This is a genomic window from Streptomyces sp. NPDC003393, assembly GCF_053589015.1.
In genome coordinates this window covers 26,232-48,296 of record NZ_JBSFRB010000020.1, presented here as the reverse complement: position 1 = coordinate 48,296, position 22,065 = coordinate 26,232, and the positions used below count along the sequence as shown (strand labels likewise).

General features: G+C 72.1%; 18 protein-coding genes and 4 pseudogenes. 10 read left to right on the top strand and 12 right to left on the bottom strand.

All coding sequences use genetic code 11. The annotated features are described in order from the left end of the window. The first annotated feature begins 58 nt into the window (after window positions 1-58). Together ACWDUZ_RS20500 and ACWDUZ_RS20495 are read left to right on the top strand one after the other, a co-directional pair. On the top strand, window positions 59-2,851 hold the full coding sequence (locus ACWDUZ_RS20500) for a DEAD/DEAH box helicase (protein ID WP_451633203.1): 2,793 nt from the start codon (window positions 59-61) through the stop codon (window positions 2,849-2,851). After that, window positions 2,848-4,083, top strand: coding sequence for an SWIM zinc finger family protein (locus ACWDUZ_RS20495; RefSeq protein WP_451633202.1), 1,236 nt, complete (start codon window positions 2,848-2,850; stop codon window positions 4,081-4,083). The genes ACWDUZ_RS20500 and ACWDUZ_RS20495 overlap by 4 nt, the downstream gene beginning before the upstream one ends. A 305-nt stretch (window positions 4,084-4,388) precedes the next feature. Here ACWDUZ_RS20495 and ACWDUZ_RS20490 read toward each other — a convergent pair. Next, window positions 4,389-4,862 (bottom strand): annotated as a pseudogene (locus ACWDUZ_RS20490) (tyrosine-type recombinase/integrase); the annotation flags it as partial. An 8-nt stretch (window positions 4,863-4,870) separates the two neighbouring features. Between ACWDUZ_RS20490 and ACWDUZ_RS20485 the strand changes: the two are divergent. Continuing rightward, window positions 4,871-5,149 (top strand): hypothetical protein, encoded by a 279-nt coding sequence (locus tag ACWDUZ_RS20485; protein ID WP_451633201.1) that lies wholly within the window; start codon window positions 4,871-4,873, stop codon window positions 5,147-5,149. A 216-nt stretch (window positions 5,150-5,365) separates the two neighbouring features. Here the strand turns inward: ACWDUZ_RS20485 and ACWDUZ_RS20480 are convergent. The 4 genes and pseudogenes from ACWDUZ_RS20480 to ACWDUZ_RS20465 form a co-directional block, all read right to left on the bottom strand. Beyond that, window positions 5,366-6,462, bottom strand: a pseudogene (locus ACWDUZ_RS20480) (barstar family protein). A 287-nt stretch (window positions 6,463-6,749) separates the two neighbouring features. Continuing rightward, a complete protein-coding gene (locus ACWDUZ_RS20475) occupies window positions 6,750-7,700 on the bottom strand; it encodes a hypothetical protein (protein ID WP_451633200.1) in 951 nt (316 codons plus the stop codon). Further along, window positions 7,697-8,221, bottom strand: coding sequence for a SigE family RNA polymerase sigma factor (locus ACWDUZ_RS20470; protein WP_451633199.1), 525 nt, complete (start codon window positions 8,219-8,221; stop codon window positions 7,697-7,699). The genes ACWDUZ_RS20475 and ACWDUZ_RS20470 overlap by 4 nt, the downstream gene beginning before the upstream one ends. Window positions 8,222-8,458: 237 nt before the next feature. Continuing rightward, a complete protein-coding gene (locus tag ACWDUZ_RS20465) occupies window positions 8,459-9,226 on the bottom strand; it encodes an SDR family oxidoreductase (RefSeq protein WP_451633198.1) in 768 nt (255 codons plus the stop codon). A 188-nt stretch (window positions 9,227-9,414) separates the two neighbouring features. On the opposite strand from ACWDUZ_RS20465, the gene ACWDUZ_RS20460 reads away from it, so the two are divergent. Then, window positions 9,415-10,287: a helix-turn-helix transcriptional regulator gene (locus ACWDUZ_RS20460; RefSeq protein ID WP_451633197.1), complete on the top strand. Its 873-nt coding sequence runs from the start codon at window positions 9,415-9,417 to the stop codon at window positions 10,285-10,287. Between the two features lie 210 nt (window positions 10,288-10,497). Here the strand turns inward: ACWDUZ_RS20460 and ACWDUZ_RS20455 are convergent, their stop codons facing one another. The 6 genes and pseudogenes from ACWDUZ_RS20455 to ACWDUZ_RS20430 all read right to left on the bottom strand — a co-directional run. Continuing rightward, entirely contained in the window at window positions 10,498-11,442 is a 945-nt protein-coding gene (locus ACWDUZ_RS20455; protein WP_451633196.1) for a DUF2637 domain-containing protein, read from the bottom strand. 12 nt (window positions 11,443-11,454) lie between these two features. Then, window positions 11,455-11,745, bottom strand: a complete 291-nt coding sequence (locus ACWDUZ_RS20450) for a hypothetical protein (protein WP_451633195.1) — start codon at window positions 11,743-11,745, stop codon at window positions 11,455-11,457. Window positions 11,746-11,996: 251 nt separating this feature from the next. Continuing rightward, window positions 11,997-13,958, bottom strand: a complete 1,962-nt coding sequence (locus ACWDUZ_RS20445) for a copper resistance CopC/CopD family protein (protein ID WP_451633270.1) — start codon at window positions 13,956-13,958, stop codon at window positions 11,997-11,999. Between the two features lie 137 nt (window positions 13,959-14,095). Next, on the bottom strand, window positions 14,096-14,716 hold the full coding sequence (locus ACWDUZ_RS20440) for a GNAT family N-acetyltransferase (RefSeq protein ID WP_451633269.1): 621 nt from the start codon (window positions 14,714-14,716) through the stop codon (window positions 14,096-14,098). Continuing rightward, window positions 14,713-15,850 (bottom strand): annotated as a pseudogene (locus ACWDUZ_RS20435) (penicillin acylase family protein); the annotation flags it as partial. The pseudogene ACWDUZ_RS20435 and the gene ACWDUZ_RS20440, both read right to left, overlap by 4 nt. Before the next feature lie 256 nt (window positions 15,851-16,106). Further along, window positions 16,107-16,199: pseudogene (locus tag ACWDUZ_RS20430) on the bottom strand (penicillin acylase family protein); the annotation flags it as partial. Window positions 16,200-16,333: 134 nt separating this feature from the next. On the opposite strand from ACWDUZ_RS20430, the gene ACWDUZ_RS20425 reads away from it, so the two are divergent. From ACWDUZ_RS20425 to ACWDUZ_RS20405, 5 genes are all read left to right on the top strand, one after another. Beyond that, complete coding sequence (locus ACWDUZ_RS20425; RefSeq protein ID WP_451633194.1) at window positions 16,334-16,942, top strand: HhH-GPD-type base excision DNA repair protein; 609 nt, start codon at window positions 16,334-16,336, stop codon at window positions 16,940-16,942. Between the two features lie 169 nt (window positions 16,943-17,111). After that, window positions 17,112-17,828, top strand: coding sequence for an HdeD family acid-resistance protein (locus ACWDUZ_RS20420; RefSeq protein WP_451633193.1), 717 nt, complete (start codon window positions 17,112-17,114; stop codon window positions 17,826-17,828). 84 nt (window positions 17,829-17,912) lie between these two features. After that, a complete protein-coding gene (locus ACWDUZ_RS20415) occupies window positions 17,913-18,413 on the top strand; it encodes a hypothetical protein (protein WP_451633192.1) in 501 nt (166 codons plus the stop codon). A 452-nt stretch (window positions 18,414-18,865) separates the two neighbouring features. Then, window positions 18,866-19,162, top strand: coding sequence for a type II toxin-antitoxin system VapB family antitoxin (locus ACWDUZ_RS20410; protein WP_004943146.1), 297 nt, complete (start codon window positions 18,866-18,868; stop codon window positions 19,160-19,162). Window positions 19,163-19,372: 210 nt separating this feature from the next. Beyond that, entirely contained in the window at window positions 19,373-19,996 is a 624-nt protein-coding gene (locus tag ACWDUZ_RS20405; RefSeq protein ID WP_451633268.1) for a LytR C-terminal domain-containing protein, read from the top strand. A 58-nt stretch (window positions 19,997-20,054) separates the two neighbouring features. On the opposite strand, the gene upp is transcribed toward ACWDUZ_RS20405, so the two are convergent. After that, window positions 20,055-20,690, bottom strand: coding sequence for a uracil phosphoribosyltransferase (gene upp / locus ACWDUZ_RS20400; RefSeq protein ID WP_451633191.1), 636 nt, complete (start codon window positions 20,688-20,690; stop codon window positions 20,055-20,057). 690 nt (window positions 20,691-21,380) lie between these two features. Here upp and ACWDUZ_RS20395 point away from each other — a divergent pair. Further along, entirely contained in the window at window positions 21,381-21,917 is a 537-nt protein-coding gene (locus tag ACWDUZ_RS20395; RefSeq protein WP_451633267.1) for a tRNA adenosine deaminase-associated protein, read from the top strand. The last annotated feature ends 148 nt before the right edge of the window (window positions 21,918-22,065 follow it).

Genomic DNA, 22,065 nt, shown 5'->3' with positions numbered 1-22,065 from the left:
GCCGAGCACGGGCGCGAGGAGCGCACCGCCGCTGGCCCGGCAGGAAACGTCCGCCTTCGTGAGGGAGTTGCTCGGCGTCGGTTGGGCGGCGGTGTTCCTGCCCGGTGAGCCCGCTCGCCTTGGGCGGCTGCTGCTGTGGAAGCCGACCGGGGCGGCGGCCGGAGACACTGTGGCGCCCACCGGCCTGGAGACTGCGGTCGTGGAGCTGGTCCTGCCGCACGGCAGCTCGGTCAGGCGGCGCAGAGTTGAGGGCTACGCGCTGCCTGTCGCCGTCGCTGTCGCCGCCTTGGCTACTGCGGAGCCGACGCATCCCGCCGGCGCCGCCTGGCAGGCCGCCACTCGCTTCGCGCTGCGGCTGCTCGCCGACGGCCGCCTCCACCCGGCCCTCACCCCCGCCGGTTACGACAGCTGGCAGGTGGGTCCGTACACCGCCACCCAGCGCCAGACGCTGGACGCCCTGGCCGCCGCCTTCCCGCCACACGCCCACTGCCTGCGCGAGCCTGGCCCTCCTCCGGTTCGGATCGCCGAACCGGCTGCGCTGGTACGCCAGTTCTGCGACGCGGTCGCCGATGATCTGGTCCGCACGCCGGCCACGCCGCTCGCCATGGGAGCGCTGCCGTACGCCTGGCGCGAGGCCCGCGCCGTGCCCGCCTTGCGTGAATGGGCCGAGGAGACCCAGGCGGCGCTCACCGCCGAGGTCAGTGTCTCCCTGCGCGTCGACGTACCCGAAGGACGCCGACGGCAGTTCCGTGCCGTCCTGCAACTGCACACCGCGGCGGACCCTGCGCTCGTCATCGAGGCCGCACGACTCTGGAGCGAGCCGGCCGAAGTGGAGCGGCTGCTCGGCCCACGCGCCGAGACCGAGACCCTTCTCGCCCTGCGCCGCGGCGCCCGCGCCTGGCCCCCGCTGCAGAGGCTGCTCAACGATGCCGCTCCTGATCAGCTCCGGTTGACCGACGACGAAGCCTTCGATCTCCTTGGAGACGCCACGGACGCGCTGCGCGCGGCCGGTGTCGCCGTGCACTGGCCGCGCGACCTGGTCAAGGCGCTCACCTCGACCGCGGAGATCGGGCAGCGCACCGCCCCCGGTTCCACCGCGGGCGGCCTGCTGGACACCGAGGCCCTCCTCGACTTCCGCTGGCAGGTCTCCCTCGGTGGCGAGCCGCTCACCGAGGCCGAGATGGACGCTCTCGCAGAGTCACGCCGTCCCCTCGTCCGGCTTCGCGACCAGTGGGTGGTCGCCGACCAGAAGCTGGTGGCACGCGCCAGGCGCCGCCGGATGGAACCGCTCACCCCCATGGAGGCGTTGAGCGCCGCGCTGACCGGCGAGGCCGAGCGGGACGGTGACCGGGTCCCCTGTGCGGCGGTCGGTGCGCTCGGCAACTTGGTCGCTCGTATCCGCGATCCCGAGTCCCGCACCCCCGTGCCCCAGCCCGCCGCCCTCAAGGCCACGTTGCGCGAATACCAGAAGCGGGGCCTGGCCTGGCTGGCCGAGATGTGCGCACTCGGCCTCGGCGGCTGCCTCGCCGACGACATGGGCCTGGGCAAGACCATCACCCTGCTCGCTCTGCACCTGCACCGCCAGAGCGACCCCGCCACCGCCGGCCCCACGCTCGTCGTCTGCCCCACCTCTCTGCTCGGCAACTGGCAGCGCGAGGCCGCCAGGTTCGCGCCTTCCATCCCCGTGCGCCGCTACCACGGCGGCGACCGCCACCTGAAGGACCTCGCCGATGACGAGATCGTCCTGGTCACCTACGGCGTCCTGCGCCGCGACCGGGAGCCCCTCACCGAGCACGCATGGTCGCTGATCGCCGCCGACGAGGCACAGCACGTCAAGAACCCCTACGCCGTCACCGCCCGTGAGCTGCGCGCCCTGCCCGCCCGCGCCCGCGTCGCCCTCACCGGCACCCCCGTGGAGAACAACCTCTCCGAACTGTGGGCGCTCCTCGACTGGACCACACCCGGACTCCTCGGCCCGTTCACGGCCTTCCGCGACCGGCACGCCCGAGCGATCGAGTCGGGCGAGGACCCACAGGCTGCCGACCGGCTGTCCCGTCTTGTCCGTCCGTTCCTGCTGCGCCGCAGGAAGTCCGACCCGGGCATCGCACCCGAACTGCCCGCCAAGACCGAAACCGACCGCGTCGTGCCTCTGACCGCCGAGCAGACGAGCCTGTACGAGGCAGTGGTCCGCGAAACCATGACGAAGATCGCCGAAGCCGAGGGCACCGCCCGCCGCGGTCTGGTTCTGAAGCTCCTCACCGCGCTGAAGCAGATCTGCAACCACCCCGCCCAGTACCTGCGCCAGTCGACACCGCTGCGCGGCCGGTCCGGCAAGCTCGACCTGCTCGACGAACTGATCGACACCATCACCGCCGAGGGCGAGTCGGTGCTGGTCTTCACTCAGTACAAGCAGATGGCGACCCTGCTGGAGAAGCATCTCGCAGAGCGAGGAGTCCCCACCCTCTTCCTGCACGGCGGTACCCCCGTCACCGCGCGCGAGGAGATGGTGGACCGCTTCCAGCGAGGTGAGGTGCCGGTGTTCCTGCTCTCCCTCAAGGCCGCGGGCACCGGCCTCAACCTCACCCGCGCCACCCACGTCGTGCACTACGACCGCTGGTGGAACCCGGCCGTCGAGGACCAGGCCACCGACCGTGCCTACCGCATCGGCCAGGACAAGCCCGTACAGGTCCACAAACTCCTCGCGGAGGGCACCGTGGAGGACAAGGTGGCGAAGCTTCTCGAGTCCAAGCGCGCGCTCGCCGACGCCGTCGTCGGCTCCGGTGAGGCCGCCCTGACCGAGCTGTCCGATGCCGACCTCGCCGAACTCGTCGCCCTGGGGAGGCAGACATGAGCCCTTCGTTTCCCGGCCAGCGCCGTGCGCCCGCCCGCGGCAGGCGTGCATTCGCCGCTACCTGGTGGGGCCAGGCATGGGTGACGGCCCTGGAGGACTCCACCCTGGACTCGGGGCGCCTGTCCCGCGGACGCACCTACGCCCGCCAGGGCATGGTCAGCGCCGTCACCATCGCCCCCGGCCAGGTCAAAGCCGCCGTTCAGGGCAGCAGGCCCCGCCCCTACCGCTCCGCCGTCCACCTGCCCGTCCTCACCGACGCCCAATGGGGCACTCTCCTCGACACCATCGCCGCCCGAGCCGGGCATCTCGCCGCCCTCCTCGACGGCGAGATGCCCGCCGAACTCGTCGACGACGCCCACCAAGCAGGCGTCCCCCTGCTCCCGCAGCCCACCGAACTCGATCCCGAATGCTCCTGCCCCGACTGGGGCTACCCCTGCAAACACGCCGCCGCGCTCTGCTACGCCATCGCCGCCACCATCGACGCCGACCCATTCGTGCTCTTCGCGCTGCGCGGCCGCGGTCGCGAGGAGGTCTTCGGCCAGCTGCGCGCACTCCGTACGGCAGCACAGGAGACCGCCGCCCCACCGGCACCGGCCGGCATCCCGGCCGCCGCCGCGTACGCCCGCTGGGTCGAAGAGCCCCCCGAACTGCCCGAACTCCCGGAACCCGCCGCCCACACCACAGCACTGCCCGTCGCCCCGCCATCCGGCACCGGTCTGGCCGCCGCGGACCTGGAACGCCTCATGGCCGACGCCACCGCGCGCGCCGCCCGGCTCCTCGCGGGCGACACCGCCGACCTGCACCTGACCCAGCACAAGGACGCCGTCCGCATCGCCGCAAGCAACCCCGGACCCGAGTGGTTCCACCACCTGATCCAGAACACCGGCGCCAAACCCACTGCCTTCGCACGCCTCACCCGCGCCTGGCGCCACGGCGGCCCTACGGGCATCACCGTCGCCGAACATCCCTACGCCCCCGACCCGACGGTGATGAAGGCCGCCCGCACCGCCCTGGACGCGGCCCTCGCCGAGATGACCGACTCCCCCACACCCCTCAGAACCTGGCGCAACCGCCTCACCCTCACCCACCACGGCATCCAGCTGCGTCTGGGCCCCGACGCCCGCTGGTACGCCTACCTCCGGGACGAAGACGGCGAATGGTGGCCCGCGGCACCAGCCGACTGCGACCCGGTCACCGCGCTCACCGCGGCCTGGTCGCAGAACGGGGAGTAAGGAGGCGATTCCCCGCTGACCAGGAACCACGAGCAGAAGCTGGACACACTCACGCTGCTCCCACTTCCGTGGTTGCAGTTCTGGTTGCATTCACCGGCGTACAGCACCGTTCAGAACCCCCGACCGGACCAGCTGCACCGCAGGTCAGGACGTTCCCGTACACCCCAGAACCCCCGGACGAACATTTGGAAAGCGTGTTGGGGGCAACCACTCACGAGTTCGAATCTCGTATCCTCCGCCAGCTCAGAGGGCCGGATCACGAAAGTGACCCGGCCCTCTGACGTTCGTCCGTCTCAGTTTCCGTCTCAGTTGGGTTCTCGGCCCATGGTGGGAGGCTCCCAGAGGGCCTCCCCGACTTGCTGAGCGACCTTGCCGAGCATGGTCCCCGTCACATGCATGTACCGGGCGCGCATCCGTGCCGCTCCCCCAGGCTCCCAACTCGTGATCGCAGGCTCCCAACCCGTGATCGCATCGATCACGACGTCCGGGACGCCAAGGATCAGGAGGACGGTCGCGGCGGTGTGCCGAGCGTCGTGGAGACGCCCATCCCGTAGACCCGCGTTCCGCAGGAGCCGCTTCCAGACGTGATAGTCGGTGTTGGGGCTCAGCGGCCCGCCGGTCGGTGAGGCGAAGACGTACCCCGTGCCCTCCCAATCGGTGCCGGCCTCCGCCCGCTCCTTCTCCTGCTCCTCCTGATGCTGGCGCAACATCTTGATCAGCGGATCGGGCAGACGGACTGTGCGCCGCCCGGCACGCGACTTGGTGGAACGACCTCGACGGCCTACGGGTGGCTTTCACCGGTCACCCGGCACTGGGCAGCCTTTTCCAGCAGCCGCCGGCCGAGCCGACCCCATCGGTTGCCGACTTCCGGCAGCAGGTGGATGAAGCGTGGACACTCGTGCACGCATCGAGCTACGTGGCACTCAGCGATCACCCAGCCAAGCTGCTTCCCAGCATCGAGACCGCAGTACGTTACGCACCTGCGGGTGACCGCCCGGAGCTTCACCCCTTGCGCGCCAAGGCGTACCTCGAACCCGTACACCACTTCTCCGGACGCAACCGCTGACGGCCGCTGTTGGCCGGCCGGTGCCACATCCGTCCCAGATCGGGCGGGGACGCACGGGGAATCATGGCAGGCAGGGGTGCATGCTGCCCGACTCGATGCAAGGTATGCCGACGCTGGTCGCACCAGTGACGGCCCAACCTCGCTCCTACAGCGGGGGGCGCAGTTCGAATCCTGCCGGGGACGCCATCAGGACTGGGTAGATGTTCGGACGGCGGATCACGCCAGGGTGACGTGTATGCCGCCCTCGGCCAGGGCATCGAGGACCTCGGCGAATAGGTCGTAGGGCTGGCCGTCTGGGGTCAGGGTCCGGGACAGGTGCTCGCGTGCGGTCACGGCGTTCCGCCAGAGCAGGGTTGCGGGGGCGGTGTAACCGAAGGTGCCGCGCAGGCAGTCGTCGAGGGCGGCCAGACAGCCGCCGAAGTAGCCACCCGGCCCGTTCACCGCCTCCCCAAGCGCCAGATAGAGGCCCGGTTCGTCGGTGATGTGCCGGCCGTCGAGTTCGTAGGCATGACCAGCCGACCGGTCGCGGTGAGAGCGCCCACAGGCCCGCTCGCGGACGAGATCGAGCCAGGCCCCGCGGCGCCGGGTGTCGAGGCCCGCCCAGGCACCCAGGGTGTCCGGCGGCCCGGCGAGCCACCGTTCCCAGATGGGCCGGGCGAATTCGGGAACGGGGGTGAAGAGCTGTCCGTCGAGCTCCAGGTCGATCAGATCTGCCCCGTAGGAGGATGGGCACCAGGAGCGGACTTTGGTCCACAGCAGCCGATCGGTGAGCGGCACGCCCTGGGCGTCCTGTATCTCCAGGGCGGCCTCCTCCAGGTCCAGCGCCCGCCGGGTGCCCTTCATCAATGCGGCTCGCAGCCGATCACCCTGGGCAAGCCCTCGCAGGACGAGCAGGGGCGCCGCTTGCTCGGCTGGCAGGACGCGGGTGAATTCCCGACAGGAGCCCAGCCACCGATGCCCGTCGTGCACTCGGACACGACCCATGTGTCCCTCAGGCGGACCTTCGCAGTCGTCCAGGCCAGTGAGCACGAGACTGCCGGTCCCCAAGAGCCGTCCGGGGTCTCGGTGTCCTCCAGCAGCCAGGGCTCAAGTGCATCGTCGTCCGGCACCAGCCACACCCGGCTGCCGACCCAGCCCCGGACCTGGGCACCTTCCTGCACCCAGTCGAACAGTTCATACGTCCCGCGCCGGGGCTCCCCAAAGAGTCCGTCTACTGCGGCGCACACGCCCCAGACATCGCCGCGCTCCGTCTCCGTCAGCCTGTACCGCCTGCGCCCGCGATGGTCCCAGTCCTCACGCACGGTGGTAATCATGCCCAGACCAGGCGTTCACGACGAAGCTATTTTCCCAGTCGGTCAAGGTGCCTCACACAGCTTCTCACCTCAGCGACGTGGCATAAGCGTAGGCAGCCTGGGTGCGTGTCTGACTGCGTGACAACGCCGACCCACAGCAGCGAACAACCGCAGACATCTGCGGACCGTCGCAGCAGGTGAGAGACATACCAGCCCGAGGTCAGGCGACCAGTAGACCTACTTCGTGCCGCACCTCGGACCGGGATCCCGGGGTGCCGCCCCCTGTGCGGCACCCCGGCCGGGTGGCACTACGGCAACCGCTTCGCGTAGTTCTTGTCCTTGTCGGAGTCGTAGACCAGCCCGCCGTCGGCGCCATAACCCTTGATGCGCGGGGCCACGGTGACCTGCTGGTTCAGGACGCCGGAGGCCACGAACCAGCCGTGGTCCAGGGCGGCCCGGCTGGTGGCGCCGCCGTAGGAGACGGTCACCCTCGCCACCGACGGCTTGACGGTGCCGATGACACCCCATCGGAACGGCAGCTTCCAGTTGCCGCGGTCGAGGACCGACTGCTGGTAGAGCTTGCCGCCGTTGATGTCGGCCATGACGGGGCCGGCGCCTGGTGGATCGTCGGAGCCCACGCTGGTGTTGAGGCCCTTGGCCTCGCCGTCCTTGATGTTGCAGATCAACCGGGTCTGTTTCGGCTGCTCCTTCACCGCGACGACGTACATGCCATCGCCGGGCGCGTTGGAGTCGCCGGTGCTGTTCATCGCCAGGATGATCCGGTAGCCCTGTGCCGCGCCCAGGTCCGTGCGGAATCCGTCGGGCGGGCCGCCTGTGGGCGACTGGGCGTATGCGAGGCACTTCCGCAGCCCGTCGGCGGCCTGCCCGAAGGTGATCCCGTCGAGGAGCTGGCCCTCCGTGGCCGGCCGCGCAGGCCCCGCGGGCGACGGCGTCGGTGTCGGTGTCGGCGCCGATGCCCGCGGCGTGGCGTCGACCGATGGCCTCGACGCCACCGCGTCCCTGCCCACACCCCCGCCGGCCAGTGCGTACGCCCCTACGGGCACTGCCGCCAGCGTCACCAGAGCCGCCCCGGCCGCCGCCACCCGGCGCCGCTGCTCGCCCGCGCCCCGGCGGCGGATCGTCGGATACGGCACCGGCGCGGGCCGGATGGTGTTCGCACCCTCGGCGAGCAGCTCACGCAACTGCTGCTCGAAGTCCTCGCCGCCTTCCCCACCTTGCGGCTCCGGCTCCTCGTTCACCTGCTGCCTCCCTGCCTGGACTCCACGAGCTGCGTAAGGGCCGGATGCGTACGCAACTTCGCCAGCGCCTTGGACGCCTGGCTCTTGACCGTTCCCGGGGAGCAGCCGAGCACCTCGGCGACCTCGGCCTCGGACAGGTCCTCCCAGTAGCGCATGACGACCACCGCCCGCTGCTTCGGCGGCAGTCCGGCCAGCGCCGTGAGCAGGGGAACCCGCTCCGCGGCCCGCGAGACGGCCTCGTCGTGCCCGGCCACCTCCGGCAGCGACGGGGTCAGAGCCTCCGTGACCCGTCGCTTGCGGAATCGGTCGCTGTTGCAACTGACCAGAATCCGCCGGACGTACGCCTCCGGCCGGTCGCTGCGCGAGACGCGCCGCCATGAGCGGTACGCCTTGGCCAGCGCCGTCTGCGTCAGGTCTTCGGCGTGGTGCACGTCGCCCGTGAGCAGATACGCGGTCCGTACGAGATGGGACCACCGCGCTCTGACGAATTCCTGGAACTCGGCCTCTTGTCTGGCCAGCATCAAGCACCCTCCCTTGCCCTCCAGACCACGGTTTCGGCGGATTCGGTTGCCCGGGATCCGGCGCCTCGCCGGTCCACGTGGGCCCACACCCGTTCGAGGGCGGCCACGAAGCGCTCGAGGAGTCGGGGGCTCGCGTCCGTTCCATGAAGTCGCCCCCGGTGAGCGAACCAGGTCTTCCTCAGCGTCGTCGGCCGACCGCCCTCGCCGCCGGCTCGGGACCGGAGCCGTTCGTGCTGTTCATCGCCGCTCCTGCCGGCCCGGAAGCATCGCCAGGGCCTGCGAGCGCTGAGCCACCAGGTCGTCGTAGGTGCCGTCGCGCTCGGCCCACCGGTGGACCAGGACCCGGTCGACGAGGATCTCGCGCGGAGTGGGCTCGGTCCCCAGCAGGTCCATCACCTCGGTGGCGAAGTCGTCCAGCGGCAGTGCGTGCGGGTTCACCTTCTCCTGTCCTGCCGTGGCGACGGCCGGGGGGACGAGCTCGACGACGTCGACACCGGTGCCGTCCAGCTGCGCCCGCAAAGCCTCGGAGTAGGCGTGCACCGCGGCCTTCGAGGCGGCGTAGCTGGGCATGGGCGGGAAGGGCAGGAAGGCGATGCCGGAGGTGACGGTGACGAAGGTGCCGGCACCCCGCCGGACCAGGTGCGGAGTGAAGGCGTCGATGACCCGGACGGTGCCGAGCAGGTTGGTGTCGATCGTCGTCGCCGCCGCCTCGTAGTGCGCCGGGTCGCGCAGGTCCTCCAGGAGCATGACGCCCGACATGGTCACCACGGTGTCCAGCTCGGGGTGGCGGGCGAGCACCCGGTCCCGGAGGGACGCGACGGATGCGCTGTCGGTGACGTCGACGCCGACCGTGCCGAAGCCTTCTCCGGCGAGTTCCGAGAGTGCCTCCGGGTTGCGGCCGCCGACGACCACGGTGCTGCCCGCCGCAGCGAACCGTCTGGCCAGTTCCCGCCCGATGCCCGAGGTTCCGCCGACAACGAGAACGGTGCGGTTGGAGAGATCCATGAGCTCTTTCCTCAGTGCAGGGCGCCGCCGGCGTTCAGGCCCGCGGCGCGGACAGTGATGCTCTCTGTCTCTGGCGAGACAGTGCTGTCGCAGTCTCGGCGGCGTCCGCCGGCTGTGGCAGAGCCCTTGTCTTCCCTGGTCCTGCCAGGGCCCCCGCTGCCGCACACGCACCGCATTACGGTGTCGGCATGAAGGATGAGGAATCCGGCAACCGGCTCGGCACCTACCTACGGGCGCGGCGTGAGCTGGTCTCCCCGGCGCAGGCAGGACTCCCGCCCGGCGGCAACCGCCGCGTGCCGGGCCTGCGCCGTGAGGAGGTCGCCCTGCTCGCCGGGATCAGTCCCGACTACTACCTGCGCCTGGAACGGGGCCGTGACAAGAACCCGTCACCGCAGGTCCTCGAATCACTCGCGCGCGTCCTGCAACTCGACGACGTGGAACGGACGTATCTGCTCGGCCTCGCGGCGGCACGCCCCAGGGCGCCGCGCCGCAAGCGGCCCGAGCCCGTACCGGCACGGGTGCGCGAGCTCCTCGCCCACCTGCAGATCCCCGCGTTCGTCGAAGGGCGCGCGTTCGATGTCCTGGCCTCCAACCCCATGGCCGTCGCGCTCTCGCCCCGCCTGCGGCCCGGCCAGAACCGGCTTCGTTCTCTTTTGCTCGATCCGGAGGAACAGGCCTTCCACCAGGACTGGGCGAAAGCCACCGCCGACTTCGTCGCCGCTCTGCGCACCACCATCGGCGACGACACCGACAACCCCCGGTTCGTCGAGCTCGTCGGAGAACTCGCACTGTCCAGTCAGCGGTTCCGTACCCTGTGGGCCCGCCACGACGTCCGCCGTCTCGAGGGAGGCACCGTCACGGTCCACCACCCCGTCGTCGGTGAACTTCGCCTCCACCGCGACAAACTCCCCATCGACGACGTCATCCTCGTCGTCTACTACCCGGACAAGGACAGCGACAGCGACGAGAAGCTGCGGCTCCTCGCCGCACTCTCGGACACCGGGTCCGCCGGCACCGCACACGGCAGGCCGGCGGACGACCCGGCCCCGAGGACGCCCTGACGAACGGCCTGCGAGCGCCTTCAGCGGTGCCCGCAGCGTCCGGCCGACGGGGTCAGGTCCTGATCACGCGGGTGGCGTCGGGACAGCCCCGCACGAGTTCGAGTCCCGCGTCCTCCGCCTTCGCCCGGCAGGGCGGACGTGGGCCCCGACCGGGATCCGGTCGGGATCCCGGTCGCGGCCCACGTCGTGTGCGGGTCCGTCTCCGGCTTCTCAGCTCGCCCGGGTGGGCGTGGCAGCGGACTTCGGCTTCGGCTTGCCCGCTGTGGGGGGCGTCGCGGCAGTCGCGCCGGGTGGCGTGGGGGAGGTGTCGGGCTGCGTGGGCCGGCTCAGACGGTGGCGGGGGATCGCGCGGCGGGGCGGGCGGGTCAGGGTGACCTGGCGGACCAGTTGCTGGAAGCAGGCCAGGGACGCCAGACCCGGAAGGGCGGCCGCCGACATGTCGACGAGCGTCCTGGGCGCCTGGACCACGCACAGCAGCATCGCGATGGACGAGAAGAGCAGCACCACGCACCAGGAGTGGCCTGCGCGGCGCCGGTGCAGTGCGGCGCGCAGGACCGACAGCGACGCCACCACCCAGGGCCCGTACACCAGCAGGGGCCACCAGGACGCGATGCCGTCCTGCATACGGGGCACCGCGACGATGTGCAGCGGATCGTAGGCGACCATGCCGCCGAAGAAGCTCACCGTGGAGGCGATCACCGCGGTGAGGGCGGCGATCAGATGGCTGGCGGTGCGCAGCATGTTCGGGCGCCTGCGTTCACGGACCTTTCGGTGGCCGCGGGAGGCCTCCCTCAGCGGAGGCAGCTCCGCCGTGATCTCCTGCAGGTTCTGCAGGGGAGTGTTCCCGGCTTTCGCGGCGGGCGTGCCGGGCTCGTCCAGGGGCGCGGGGATCGTCGGCCGCTGCTCCTGCTCCATCGCGTCCTGGAGCATGAAGGCCAGTTCCTCGGCGGGGTCCCAGGCCGAGTCCGGCGGCACCAGCGGCCCGGCGAAGAACTGCGTCGGCGCCCGGTGCCGCCCGGTGCCGCGTCCTGTTTCGCCTCCGTCCCATCCACCGGTATACGGGTAATCATTCTGCGCGTGGCCGGCCTGCGGGTCTTCTGCATACGGGTAGTCGGTGGAATATCCCGGACGTCGGTCGATACGTTCGTCATACATGAAACGACCCGGTCATTCCGGTCGCGGGACGGCGGACCGGCCTTCCGGACCCACCCAACGACGGGCAAGATCGGCTTGCAGCGCGCTGATCGCGTCCAGGAAATCCCGCAGCAGCGGTTCGGTCACCTCGAGCGCGACCGGGAGATCCCCCCTGGTCAGGGTGCCATTGGCGCTGCCCGGCGCATGCACCGGAGCGGGCAGGTAGGTGTAGGGCCCCAGCGCGACCGCGCATCCGGCACTCGCGTTCTGTCGCTCCCGGCCCGCGAACAGACAGAAGTGCCCTTCCCTGGTTGCCTTAGTCATATCCCAACTAACGCCACCCGACTTCCCCGGATGCGCGGCAAACGGGTGAAGGAATTACCCGACCAGACCCATATGTGCGATCGAATGGTTCATCCATCCGCCGGCCGGAGAGGTGCCCACCCGCAGCAGGGCGACGCGATTTCGCGATATCGACCCCAACGCATTGGAATATTCAAAGTTACGGGGGGAGAAGAGGGGAGCGCCCGGTCGGCCCAACCGACCGGGCGAGACCCTCTGCCGGTGAACACGCCCTACCGCTGGATCCGCACCGTCCGCGACGCGCTCGCCTGGTCCAGCTCCGACACCCGCACCGTCGCCTTCGCGGTCCAGGTGCCGGGGATCGGGAGGTTGAGGGAGTCGGTGCCCCAATAGCCCCCCTTGTCGGTGAGCCGGGCGTCGATCGGGCCGATCTTCTGGGCCGGCAGGGACAGTGAGAGACGGAGTTCCGGGACGGTGGACAGGCCGCCGTCAGGGCCGAACACCACGGCCTGCACCGCGTTCTGGCCGACGCGGCCCGGTTCCAGGGTGATCTGCACGGTGCCGCGCCCGCCGGGCGTGCCGGTGTCGAACGGGATCATCGTGACGGAGGCTCCCGGGACCCCTGCGGCGGGTGCGGTGCCGGCCGCCTCGGCGGCGGCCCGGCCCGGCAGCGTGCCGCTCAGCACCGTACTGATCACCAGTACCGCGACGGCCACGGCGACCTCGGCGAGGACCGAGCGCCGCAGCGCGCGCAGGCAGCCTCCCGGCGCCGAGGACGGGCGGGGAGATGGCGCGTCGATCGATCCGCCGATCGATACGTCGATCGGATCCTCGATGGGTTCGTCGGAGGGTGGGACCGAGACCGGGACCGGCCGCGGGACCGAGACCGGGACCGAGTGCTGGGCTGAGAGCGGGACTGTCCGTGAGGTCCTCTCTCGGGTCGTGGGGTGTGACGGGCCACCGACCGGCTCCGGGTCACGTTCCCGCGCCGCCCCGCTCCCCGCCTCGGCCGTCGCCGCGCTCTCTGGGCTCGCCGTCCTCTGTGCCGTCATCAGCCGCGCGGTCCAGCGGCGCGAGCCGCCCGCGGCGGCCAGCAGCAGCACCACGGCGGCGAGTTTGGCCAGCAGCAGCCGTCCGTACGTGGTGTCGGTGAGCGCGGTCCAGGAGCCCAGGCCGCGCCAGGACTGGTAGACGCCGGTGACCACCAGGACGGTGACGGCGAGGAAAGCGGTACGGGAGAAACGCGCCACCGTCGCGGTCAGCCGGAGGTCGTCGCCGGCGCCGCTCCGGGAGTCCGGCTCCGCTGTCGCGCGCTGAAGGGTCGTCAGCAGCGCCGCCAGGCCGCCCAGCCACACGGCCATGGCCAGCAGGTGCAGCACCGAGGAGGCCATCGCGGCCGGGACCTGGATGCCGGCCGAGGCGTGTTCGGACGCGGCCCAGGTCAGGGCCAGGGCGAGCGCCAGGGCGGCGCCCGTCGCCGGCGTCGCGCGGGACGGGCCGCGCCGGGACAACCGTACGACGAACACGGCCACCGGAGCGAGCAGGGCCAGGCGGGCCAGCAGCATCAGGCCCGGGCGGCCGGTCAGGGTGCGGGCCAGGGCCGCGGGGTCGAGCGCCGAGGCCGGGCCGGCGCCGGTCTCGTACGGTGCCCGCAGCGCCAGCAGGACGACGGTGGACACCAGCAGCGTCCACCAGCCCGCGACCAGCGGTCGGCGCAGTGGGCCCGCGTCCGGCGGGCGGCACAGGAGCACGAAGGCCGCGGTGCCGATGAGCAGGGCGGCGGCGCCGTAGGCGGTGTAGCGGGCGAGGTTCCACAGGGCGCCGGTCGCCGGGTCCTCGTCCGGGCCCGTGCCGACGGCGGCGGAGGTCGGGGACGGCTTGCCCACGGAGAAGGTGAAGGCGCCCGAGACCGGGTGGCTGTCCGCCGACACCACCCGCCACGCCACGGTGAACGTGCCCTGGCCCAGCTCGGCCGGAAACGCGATCTCGGCCGTGTCCGCGTGGCCCGACGCGCGGCGGGCCTCACCCGTGTGCACCCGCCGGCCGTCCGGGTCGAACAGGCGGAAGGAGTCGTCGAGCAGGCCGACGGACTCGGAGAAGGTCAAGGTGACGGAGGCCGGGGCGGTCTTGAGGACGGTTCCGTCGGAGGGATCGGCGGAGCGCAGGACCGCGTGGGCCGACGCGGGGCCCGCGCCGCCGAGGAGGAGCAGGAGCAGCACGGCGCCGAGCACCACCGGCCGTCGCACCATCAGCCGCACCAACCGTCGCATCGAGCCTCGGGTCACGTCACTTCTCCGTTGTGGGACTTTCCGGCCTTCCGATACGTACGGGCGCGGACGGCGCATCGCTCACCGCTCGGCGGCGGACCCCGTCACGCGTCGGGGAAGGCCGTCTCCCGTGAGAGGAAGGCGAGTTGGGCGTGCTTCTCCGGCAGGTACACGTCGGGCAGGTCGATCTCCGGCAGGACGACGACCGGTCCCCGTTCGAAGCCCTGCCGCAGGAAGCGGGCGACGGCCTTGTCGTTGCGCACGTCCGGGTCCACCACGACCCGCCCGCGGTCCAGGCCCAGCAGGACGTGGGCCAGGATGGCGTCCAGCAGCGCCGCCGTCCAGCCGGGATGCCGGCCGTCCGCGCCGGCCGGGGCGAGCAGCAGGTGGACGCCGATGTCGCCGGGGCGCACCGGATAGCACTCGCTCACGCGGCCGGCCTCCGGCTCGTACGTCTGGAGCAGCGCGGCCGGGGTGCCGTCCTTGACCACCAGGAAGGCGTGGTGGCTGTCCAGAGTTCCCATGTGGGCGTATGTGCCCGCCACCTGGCTGCGCGTCAGGCCGGTCATGCCCCAGAAGGCGGCGCGTTCCTCGCTCACCCAGCGGTGGACGATGCCGGCGTCGGCGCACGGGTCCAGCGGAAGGACGCGGACGGTGCCGAAGCCGTCGACGACCTGCTCGTGGACGGCTGCGCGCTCGAAGGCGTACGGCTCGGGCGTCGTCACAGGTTGCTCTCCTTCGTCAGGCGGGCCCAGTCGGTGACGACCGGGGCGAGGTCTCCGGCGGTCCACAGGGGGAGCTGGTCGTGGTGGTGGGGCGCACCGGGCACGCCGTCGGCACCGAGCGGCACCACCCAGCGGCTGTTCTCGCGGTCGGCGAGGTCCCAGACGTAACGGGCCACCGGACCGCGCGTGGCGAGATCGGTCACCCCCGGCACGGCGGAGGTGCACAGCAGGCAGTCGTGGTCGCCGGCCGGGCCGGGTTCGTCGTACGGCGAGCCCACGTCCGTCAGCGCCCGCCAGGCGGCGAGGCGGTGCCGCTCCCCCCACGTCGTGACGGGCAGGGCCGCCACCTCCTCCACGGCCGCGCGGACGATCGCCGGACGGTCGATGCCGTACAGGTCCTTCGCCCCGAGGAGGTTCTCCAGGGCGTGTCCGATGCGCGGGACCAGGGTTAGCCAGGGGAGGAACACCTCCGGGTAGGCGGGCGGTTCGGCGACCGCGGCGAAGACGGGGTGGGCGGCGAGCCCACGTACGACGGCCGTACGCACCGCCGCGTACGCCCCCGCTTCCTCGCTGTCGGCGTCCATGTGCCGGTCCCAGCGAAGGAGGCGGTCGCGCAACCGGCCCGCCGCCGGGGACAGGCCGTCCAGGGCCGCCAGGTGGTCGAGCAGCGGCGCGACAGAGGCCAGGTGGGTGTCGGTGTGGATCGCCGGCATGTCGGTCGGCGGACCATACGGCGCACCCGGCGAGCAGGGCGCGGATACGGTCGGCGCGGTGCGGCGGGGCGAACTCGACGCCGAGCGGGGCGGCGAGGCCGCGCTGGTTGGCCATCACGGCGACGCCGTCGGCCAGTCCGGCGCGGGGCGGCTCGTGCCAGCCCTGTTAGTCGTGGCCGGGTTCCCAGGCCGGGACCGGGCGCAGACGGTTGTCCGGGGCGCGCAGCGGCACCCGGCCCGCGACCCGGTGCAGTACGCCTCCCTCGGGGTCGGCCGCCAGAACGACGTCGACCGGCTCGGCCCAGGCGTCGAAGGCCCGGTCGACGTCCCCGACCCGGCGGGCGCGCAGGAGCCCCAGCAGCGCGCCGAAGCCGAGGTCGCCGGTCACGCGGGGCGGGTGGCGGAGGCTGTGCGCGACGGGGTGCGCGAGGGGATCGCCCGGGCGGGGGCGGTCGTCCGGGTCCGGGGCGCCTTCCCGGTAGTGCGGGTGGTCCATCCGGTCCCGGTGGTCCATCCGGTCCGTATGGGTCCAGCCGGTCCATGTGGTCCGCGTGATCCCGGTGATCCGGGTGGTTCGGTCGGGCCGGGCCTGCCGGGCCGTCGAAGCCCCTCGGTCCGCCCTGCGCCCGGTGCCGCTCGACCTCCAACTGCCAGGCGCGGTCCAGGGCGGTGACGCGGCCCTGGGCCCGGGCGAGGGCGCGAGGGCCGTCGGCGCGCAGGTGCGGAACGCCCCAGGCGTCGCGGTGGACCTCGGCGCTCCTGGTGTGCATCCCACCCACCCCAATCTAATTAGGTGAGCCTAACCTAACTTGACCTCGCGGGCGGCCGTGACGGAGGCCCAGCACCAGAGCGGCCCGGCTACCGCCCGGCTGCGGCCCGGCGCCTGACAAGCGATCATCGAGGCATGGATGTCACCCTGCACCTCGCCCAGGACCCCGAGGCCGACGAGCTCCTCAGCCGCAGTCCGCTCGCCGCGCTGATCGGGATGCTGCTGGATCAGCAGATCCCGATGGAGTGGGCGTTCAAGGGTCCGGCCACGATCGTCCGGCGCATGGGCACCGAGGACCTGGACGCACAAGAGATCGTGGCGTTCGATCCGGAGACCTTCGCCACGCTCCTGTCGGACAAACCGGCGGTGCACCGCTATCCGGGGTCGATGGCCAAACGGATCCAGGCACTCTGCCACTACCTGGTCGAGCACTACGACGGTGATCCCGAGGCCATCTGGCGGGACGTGGACAGCGGGCCCGAACTGCTGCGCCGGCTCGAGGAACTGCCCGGGTTCGGCAAACAGAAGGCGCAGATCTTCCTCGCGCTGCTCGGCAAGCAGCTCGGTGTGCGCCCGGAGGGCTGGCGGGAGGCGGCGGGGCCGTACGGCGAGCCGGAGTCCTACCGGTCCGTCGCGGACATCACCGGGCCCGAATCGCTGGCCAGGGTGCGGGCCTACAAGCAGGAGCTGAAGTCCGCCGCCAAGGCGGCCGGCAAGGCCAAGACGCCGCCCAGGACACCGTAGCCTCCCGGCCGGTGCCGGCCGACGTCGGCGACCAGGCCGGCGACCAGGGCCGGCTGCCGAAGTCGACGGCCGTCGACGGCAGGAGCCGACGGCCGGAGCCGACGGCCGGAGTCAGCCGAACGGACCGTCAGCGGTGGCGGCCCGGCCGGGCGGGTTCCCACGATGAAGCATGAGCGAACCACCGAGCGGCGGCCCGGAAGGGCCGGGATACGACGACCGCCACGTCCACGCGGCACGTGAGGCACGCGACGCCAGGTCCGGCCCGGCGCAGGCGTCCACGCCGTACTCGGCACCGCCTCACGGGACGGCCCACGAACCGCCGCTGGAAGGCCCGCTGCACTTCCTCTCCCGCACCGCCTGGCAGGCCGTCCTCGTCACCGGCGTCGCCGCCCTGATCCTGGGCATCCTCGTGCTGCTGTGGCCCGGTGCCTCACTGGTGGCCGCCGGAGTCCTGTTCGGCGTCTATCTCGTGGTCAGCGGAGTGCTCCAGTTGGTCTCGGCCTTCGGCACGCACCGGAGGACCTCGCTGCGCGTACTGGCCTTCGCCAGCGGCACCCTGTCGATCCTGCTGGGCCTGTTCTGCTTCCGCGGCGCCATGCAGTCGATCCTGCTGCTCGCCCTGTGGATCGGCATCGGCTGGCTGATCCGCGGGATCACCCAGACCATCGCCGCCATCCACGACCGCACGGCACCCGCGCGCGGCTGGCAGATCTTCCTGGGCATCGTGACCTTCGTCGCCGGGATCGTACTGATCGACTCGCCCGTGGAGTCGGTCGCCGTGCTCACGCTGGTCGGCGGCTGGTGGCTGGTGGTGGTCGGCATCATGGAGATCGTCACCGCCTTCCGTGTCCGCCGCCACGCCGAGCACGTCCCGCATCAGCTGTGAACGCCGTCGACCGCCGCCCGCGGGACACGCCGTGCGGGCGGTGCGGCCGGTCGGCGCGGTGAACGGCGTACGGACGCCGGGGACATGACCGACGTGAGCACAGCGCACGCCGCGCCACGCACCCCCCACACGGCCGGCCGCGTCGGCAGCGTGGGCGGCAGGGGCCCCACCGGCCGGACCGACCACGGGGGCCGCACGGGCCGTCGCCCGGTGCGCCCCGCGCGGAGCCGCGTCGCCGGCCCGCGGGTGCTCGTGCTGCTGCTCGCCCTCCTGCTGCCCGGCGGATCCGCCGCGACGTACGGCGCGTACGGCTCGTACGGGACGTACGCGGTGGCCCTCGCGGCGGCGGCCGGCGGCACCGACGCACCGTCCGGAGCGAGCGGGCCGGCCTGCGCCGTCGCCGAACACGACATCCCGGGCTCCGCACTTCGCACCTCGGCGCGCGGCGGCGGACCGCCCCCGCGGCCCGCGCCCCCGTGCGCACCGGTACCCGTCCGTACGGCGGACCGCCCCGCCCGTGCGCGCGTGCCCTCGCACCCTCCGTACCGCCTGCACGCGCTGCGCTGCGTGGTCCTGCGCTGCTGAGCCGGCCGGCACACCCGCCCCCGTCGGTTCACCAGCAGCTCGGCCGGGCCCGGCACGCCCGGCCCGGCACGTCCAGGAAGCGAAGTACAGCCATGCCCGTCGATCCGTACGCGGCCCTGCGCGCACTCGTGCGCGCGGAGGCCGCCCGCAGCGCGCCCGAGTCGCCGCTCCCGCCTGTCGTGAACACGCGCCCACAGCAGCTCTGTCGGCAGGAAGCCGATCGGCCCGAGCCGGGCGAACCCCGGCCGCCCGCCGTTTCCGGTCCCGAACGCGGCTGACCGCCGAACGGCCGAACGGGTGCCGGGACGGCGGACGGTCCCGGCACCCGGCTCACCGGGCCCCGGCTCAGCGCGACCATGGTCCCGGTTCGCCCGGGTTTGCCGCGGCATTTCCAGCGCCGCACTGCGGCGGCGAGGCTGCGCCCGGAAGGTCTTGACCGGTAGGCTTTCCGTGTGATCTTCAAGCGCATCGGAAACGGCCGGCCGTACCCCGACCACGGCCGGGAAAGCACCCGGCAGTGGGCGGACGTGGCGCCGCGCCCGGTCCGCCTCGATCAGCTCGTGACCACCAAGCAGCAACTCGACCTGGAGACCCTGCTGGCGGAGGACTCGACCTTCTACGGCGACCTCTTCGCGCATGTCGTGAAGTGGCAGGGCGACCTGTATCTGGAGGACGGCCTGCACCGAGCGGTCCGGGCGGCCCTGCAACAGCGCCAGGTGCTGCACGCACGCGTGCTCGAACTGGACTGACTCCGGCCGGACCGACTCCGAGGGGACCGGCTTCCCCCGCGCCGCCTCCGACCCGACCGAGACCGCGGACCGCGTCGCCCGCGGACACCGGCCATTCGGTGACGGCTTGGACCTTTCGGGTTCTGCTGAGCGGTATCCAATGATCATCTAGTAGGAATCGCCGCTCCCGCGCACTACGCTGCGGCCATGAGCATGCTGACGCCCCCCGGCATGGGCGGGCAGTACCGGATCACGGGGAACAAGTACCCCCGAATGCGCAGGCCCCGGCGGCGCGGCAGGCTGGTGCTCCTGGTCGTCGCCTCCGCCGCCGCGCTCGGCGTGATCGGGTGGGGCACCCTTCAGCTCATCGACGTCTTCACCGGCGGCGAGAACGCCTCGGCGGCCGGCGGTGGGACGCACTGCGCGACCGACGCGGCGGCCAAGAGCGGGCCCTCGCCGGCGGGCACCGCCCGGGCGCTGCCCAAGCCGGGACAGATCACCGTCAACGTCCTGAACGCCACACCCCGCAGCGGACTCGCCAAGCAGACCGCCGACGAGCTGAAGAAGCGCGGCTTCCGCGTCGGCCAGGTGGGCAACGCCACCAAGGAGTTCGACAAGAAGATCAAGGGCGCCGGGGTACTCCTCGGTCCGGCGTCGTCCCTCAACACCTCGCTGCCGGTGCTCGCCACCCAGCTCCCGGGCGCCGAACGCCGCACCGACACCCGCAAGGGCACCGACGTCGACCTGATCATCGGCGACGGTTTCCAGCGGCTGGCCCAGAAGCCGGCCGCCGACAAGGCCCTGGCCGCGCTGAACGCGCCGCAGCCCGCGCCGACCGCGAAGAAGGGCTGCTGAGCGAGCGCCGGCCGCCGATGCGTACGACGGCCGGTCCCGCGGTCCGGCCGCGCCTCGGTTACTCGGCCGCCCCGTACATGCGGTCGCCCGCGTCGCCGAGGCCGGGCACGATGTAGCCGTGCTCGTTGAGGCGTTCGTCGACCGACGCCGTCACGACCCTCACCGGGGTGCCCGCCAGGTCGCGTTCCATCACCTCGACGCCCTCGGGAGCGGCCAGCAGCACCACCGCGGTCACGTCGTCGGCGCCGCGCCTGATCAGCTCCTGGATCGCCGCGACCAGCGTGCCGCCGGTGGCGAGCATCGGGTCGAGGACGTACACCTGACGGCCGGAGAGGTCCTCCGGCATGCGCGTGGCGTACGTGGAGGCCTGCAGCGTCTCCTCGTTGCGGATCATGCCCAGGAAGCCCACCTCGGCGGTCGGCAGCAGCCGCACCATGCCGTCCAGCATGCCGAGCCCGGCCCGCAGGATCGGCACCACCAGCGGACGCGGGTGGGAGAGCTTGACGCCGGTGGTCTCGGCGACCGGCGTGCTGATGTCGACCTGTTCGGTGCGCACGTCCCGGGTCGCCTCGTAGGCGAGCAGGGTGACCAGCTCGTCGGCGAGCCGACGGAAGGTCGCGGAGTCGGTGCGGCGGTCGCGCAGCGTGGTGAGCTTGTGGGCGACCAGGGGGTGGTCGACGACGTGGAGACGCATGAGGCAACAGTAGCCGGGCGCCGAACCGGGTCGCCCGCCACCGTCCGCGGCCCGTCTACGGCCCCTCCGCCGCCCGCTCCCGCCGGCCACGGCACCCTCCGCCCGCTCCCGCCCTCCGCGGCACCGTCTCCCGCTTGTCGCCCGCTGTTGTGGCGGCGGACCCGCCGTCCGAGGGAAAGTGGGAGGGGACCGAACCGGGGACGGTGAGCCCGTGCCCCGGCCGGCGCTTCCGCGGTCATCCGGCGCCGAACACCGTGGACGACGAGCACCTTCGACGCCGCGCGTCGCACTCGTGGACCACTGTTCCGCCCGGTTCCGTCGTAGGCCACTGCGGGGAACCCGGGAGAACACGCGTGACACGGGGAAGAGAACTGGGGCAGCACACAGAAGGAAGAACAGCCGACACCGCGCGGAAGACGGCCGACACCGGCGCCGACGCTCCGGGGCGACCGTGCGTGCCCGCCGGGCAAAGCCGCGTACGATCCGCAGGTGGTGGCAACGAGTGTGCTGGTGAGTGCTTTACCGACCGACGACAAAACAGCCGGACACAGGGAGTCGAAGACATCCCCTGAACGCCTTGTTTCTGCCACGATTCCGAGTGGGTGGGGCTCGGAGCCCAGCTCTCTCCGCCCAGAACCTCCGCCGGGGGGACCCCCAACCGGCACGCCTATGACCAGTGGGAGAGTCACGGTGTACTTCGCCGCACTGCTCGCGCGCACCGAAGACGGGTGGGAAGCGAGCGACACAGAGCTCGACGATGTGGAGACGCTGTCCGACCTGGCCGACCTGGCCCGGGAAGCCTCGGCCGAGGACGACACGGTGCTCGTCCTCATCGAGCAGGAGGACGCATGGTTCGGCGTCGTCCGCGTGGACGGCGAGGACGACCCTCGTATCTACGTCTCGGACGCCGCCGCCGCTGCCCGCAGTTCGTACGGCGAGATCCTGCTCACCGACGAACTGCTCGGCCGGGAGCCCGGTGACGACGTCCCCGACCTGGACGCCCTCGACCTCGACGGCACGGAGGACGGCGAACCGGCGTCCTCCGAGGACGACGAAGAGGAGGCCGTTTCCCTCGAAGCCATCACACACAGCCCGCTGGGCGACGGCGAGATCCTCGACGACCTGGGCGTCAGCGAGAAGGAGTTGCGCACCCTGGTCGCGGAGGACGCGCTGAGCGCGATCGCCGAGGCCCTGGGTGCCTCGGAGGTGCTGGAGACCGTCCGCTGACCCCGCAGGAGACACCGGACACGACCGGAACGCCGGACACGAGCCGAACACGGGACACGACCGGAACACCACCCGGGCCGGCCGCCACCGGCGGTGAGGTCCCGGTGCCGCCCGGCGCTCCCGGCACACCTCGTGCGCCCGGCGCGCC

Excerpts from the sequence above, each read along its gene's own strand:
- ACWDUZ_RS20450 (WP_451633195.1), bottom strand. The coding sequence starts at position 11,745 with ATGACTAAGGCAACCAGGGAAGGGCACTTCTGTCTGTTCGCGGGCCGG.
- ACWDUZ_RS20405 (WP_451633268.1), top strand. The coding sequence starts at position 19,373 with ATGGGCGGGCAGTACCGGATCACGGGGAACAAGTACCCCCGAATGCGC.
- ACWDUZ_RS20460 (WP_451633197.1), top strand. The coding sequence starts at position 9,415 with ATGAAGGATGAGGAATCCGGCAACCGGCTCGGCACCTACCTACGGGCG.
- upp (WP_451633191.1), bottom strand. The coding sequence starts at position 20,690 with ATGCGTCTCCACGTCGTCGACCACCCCCTGGTCGCCCACAAGCTCACC.
- ACWDUZ_RS20425 (WP_451633194.1), top strand. The coding sequence starts at position 16,334 with ATGGATGTCACCCTGCACCTCGCCCAGGACCCCGAGGCCGACGAGCTC.
- ACWDUZ_RS20470 (WP_451633199.1), bottom strand. The coding sequence starts at position 8,221 with ATGCTGGCCAGACAAGAGGCCGAGTTCCAGGAATTCGTCAGAGCGCGG.
- ACWDUZ_RS20455 (WP_451633196.1), bottom strand. The coding sequence starts at position 11,442 with ATGTATGACGAACGTATCGACCGACGTCCGGGATATTCCACCGACTAC.
- ACWDUZ_RS20415 (WP_451633192.1), top strand. The coding sequence starts at position 17,913 with ATGACCGACGTGAGCACAGCGCACGCCGCGCCACGCACCCCCCACACG.
- ACWDUZ_RS20420 (WP_451633193.1), top strand. The coding sequence starts at position 17,112 with ATGAGCGAACCACCGAGCGGCGGCCCGGAAGGGCCGGGATACGACGAC.
- ACWDUZ_RS20495 (WP_451633202.1), top strand. The coding sequence starts at position 2,848 with ATGAGCCCTTCGTTTCCCGGCCAGCGCCGTGCGCCCGCCCGCGGCAGG.
- ACWDUZ_RS20465 (WP_451633198.1), bottom strand. The coding sequence starts at position 9,226 with ATGGATCTCTCCAACCGCACCGTTCTCGTTGTCGGCGGAACCTCGGGC.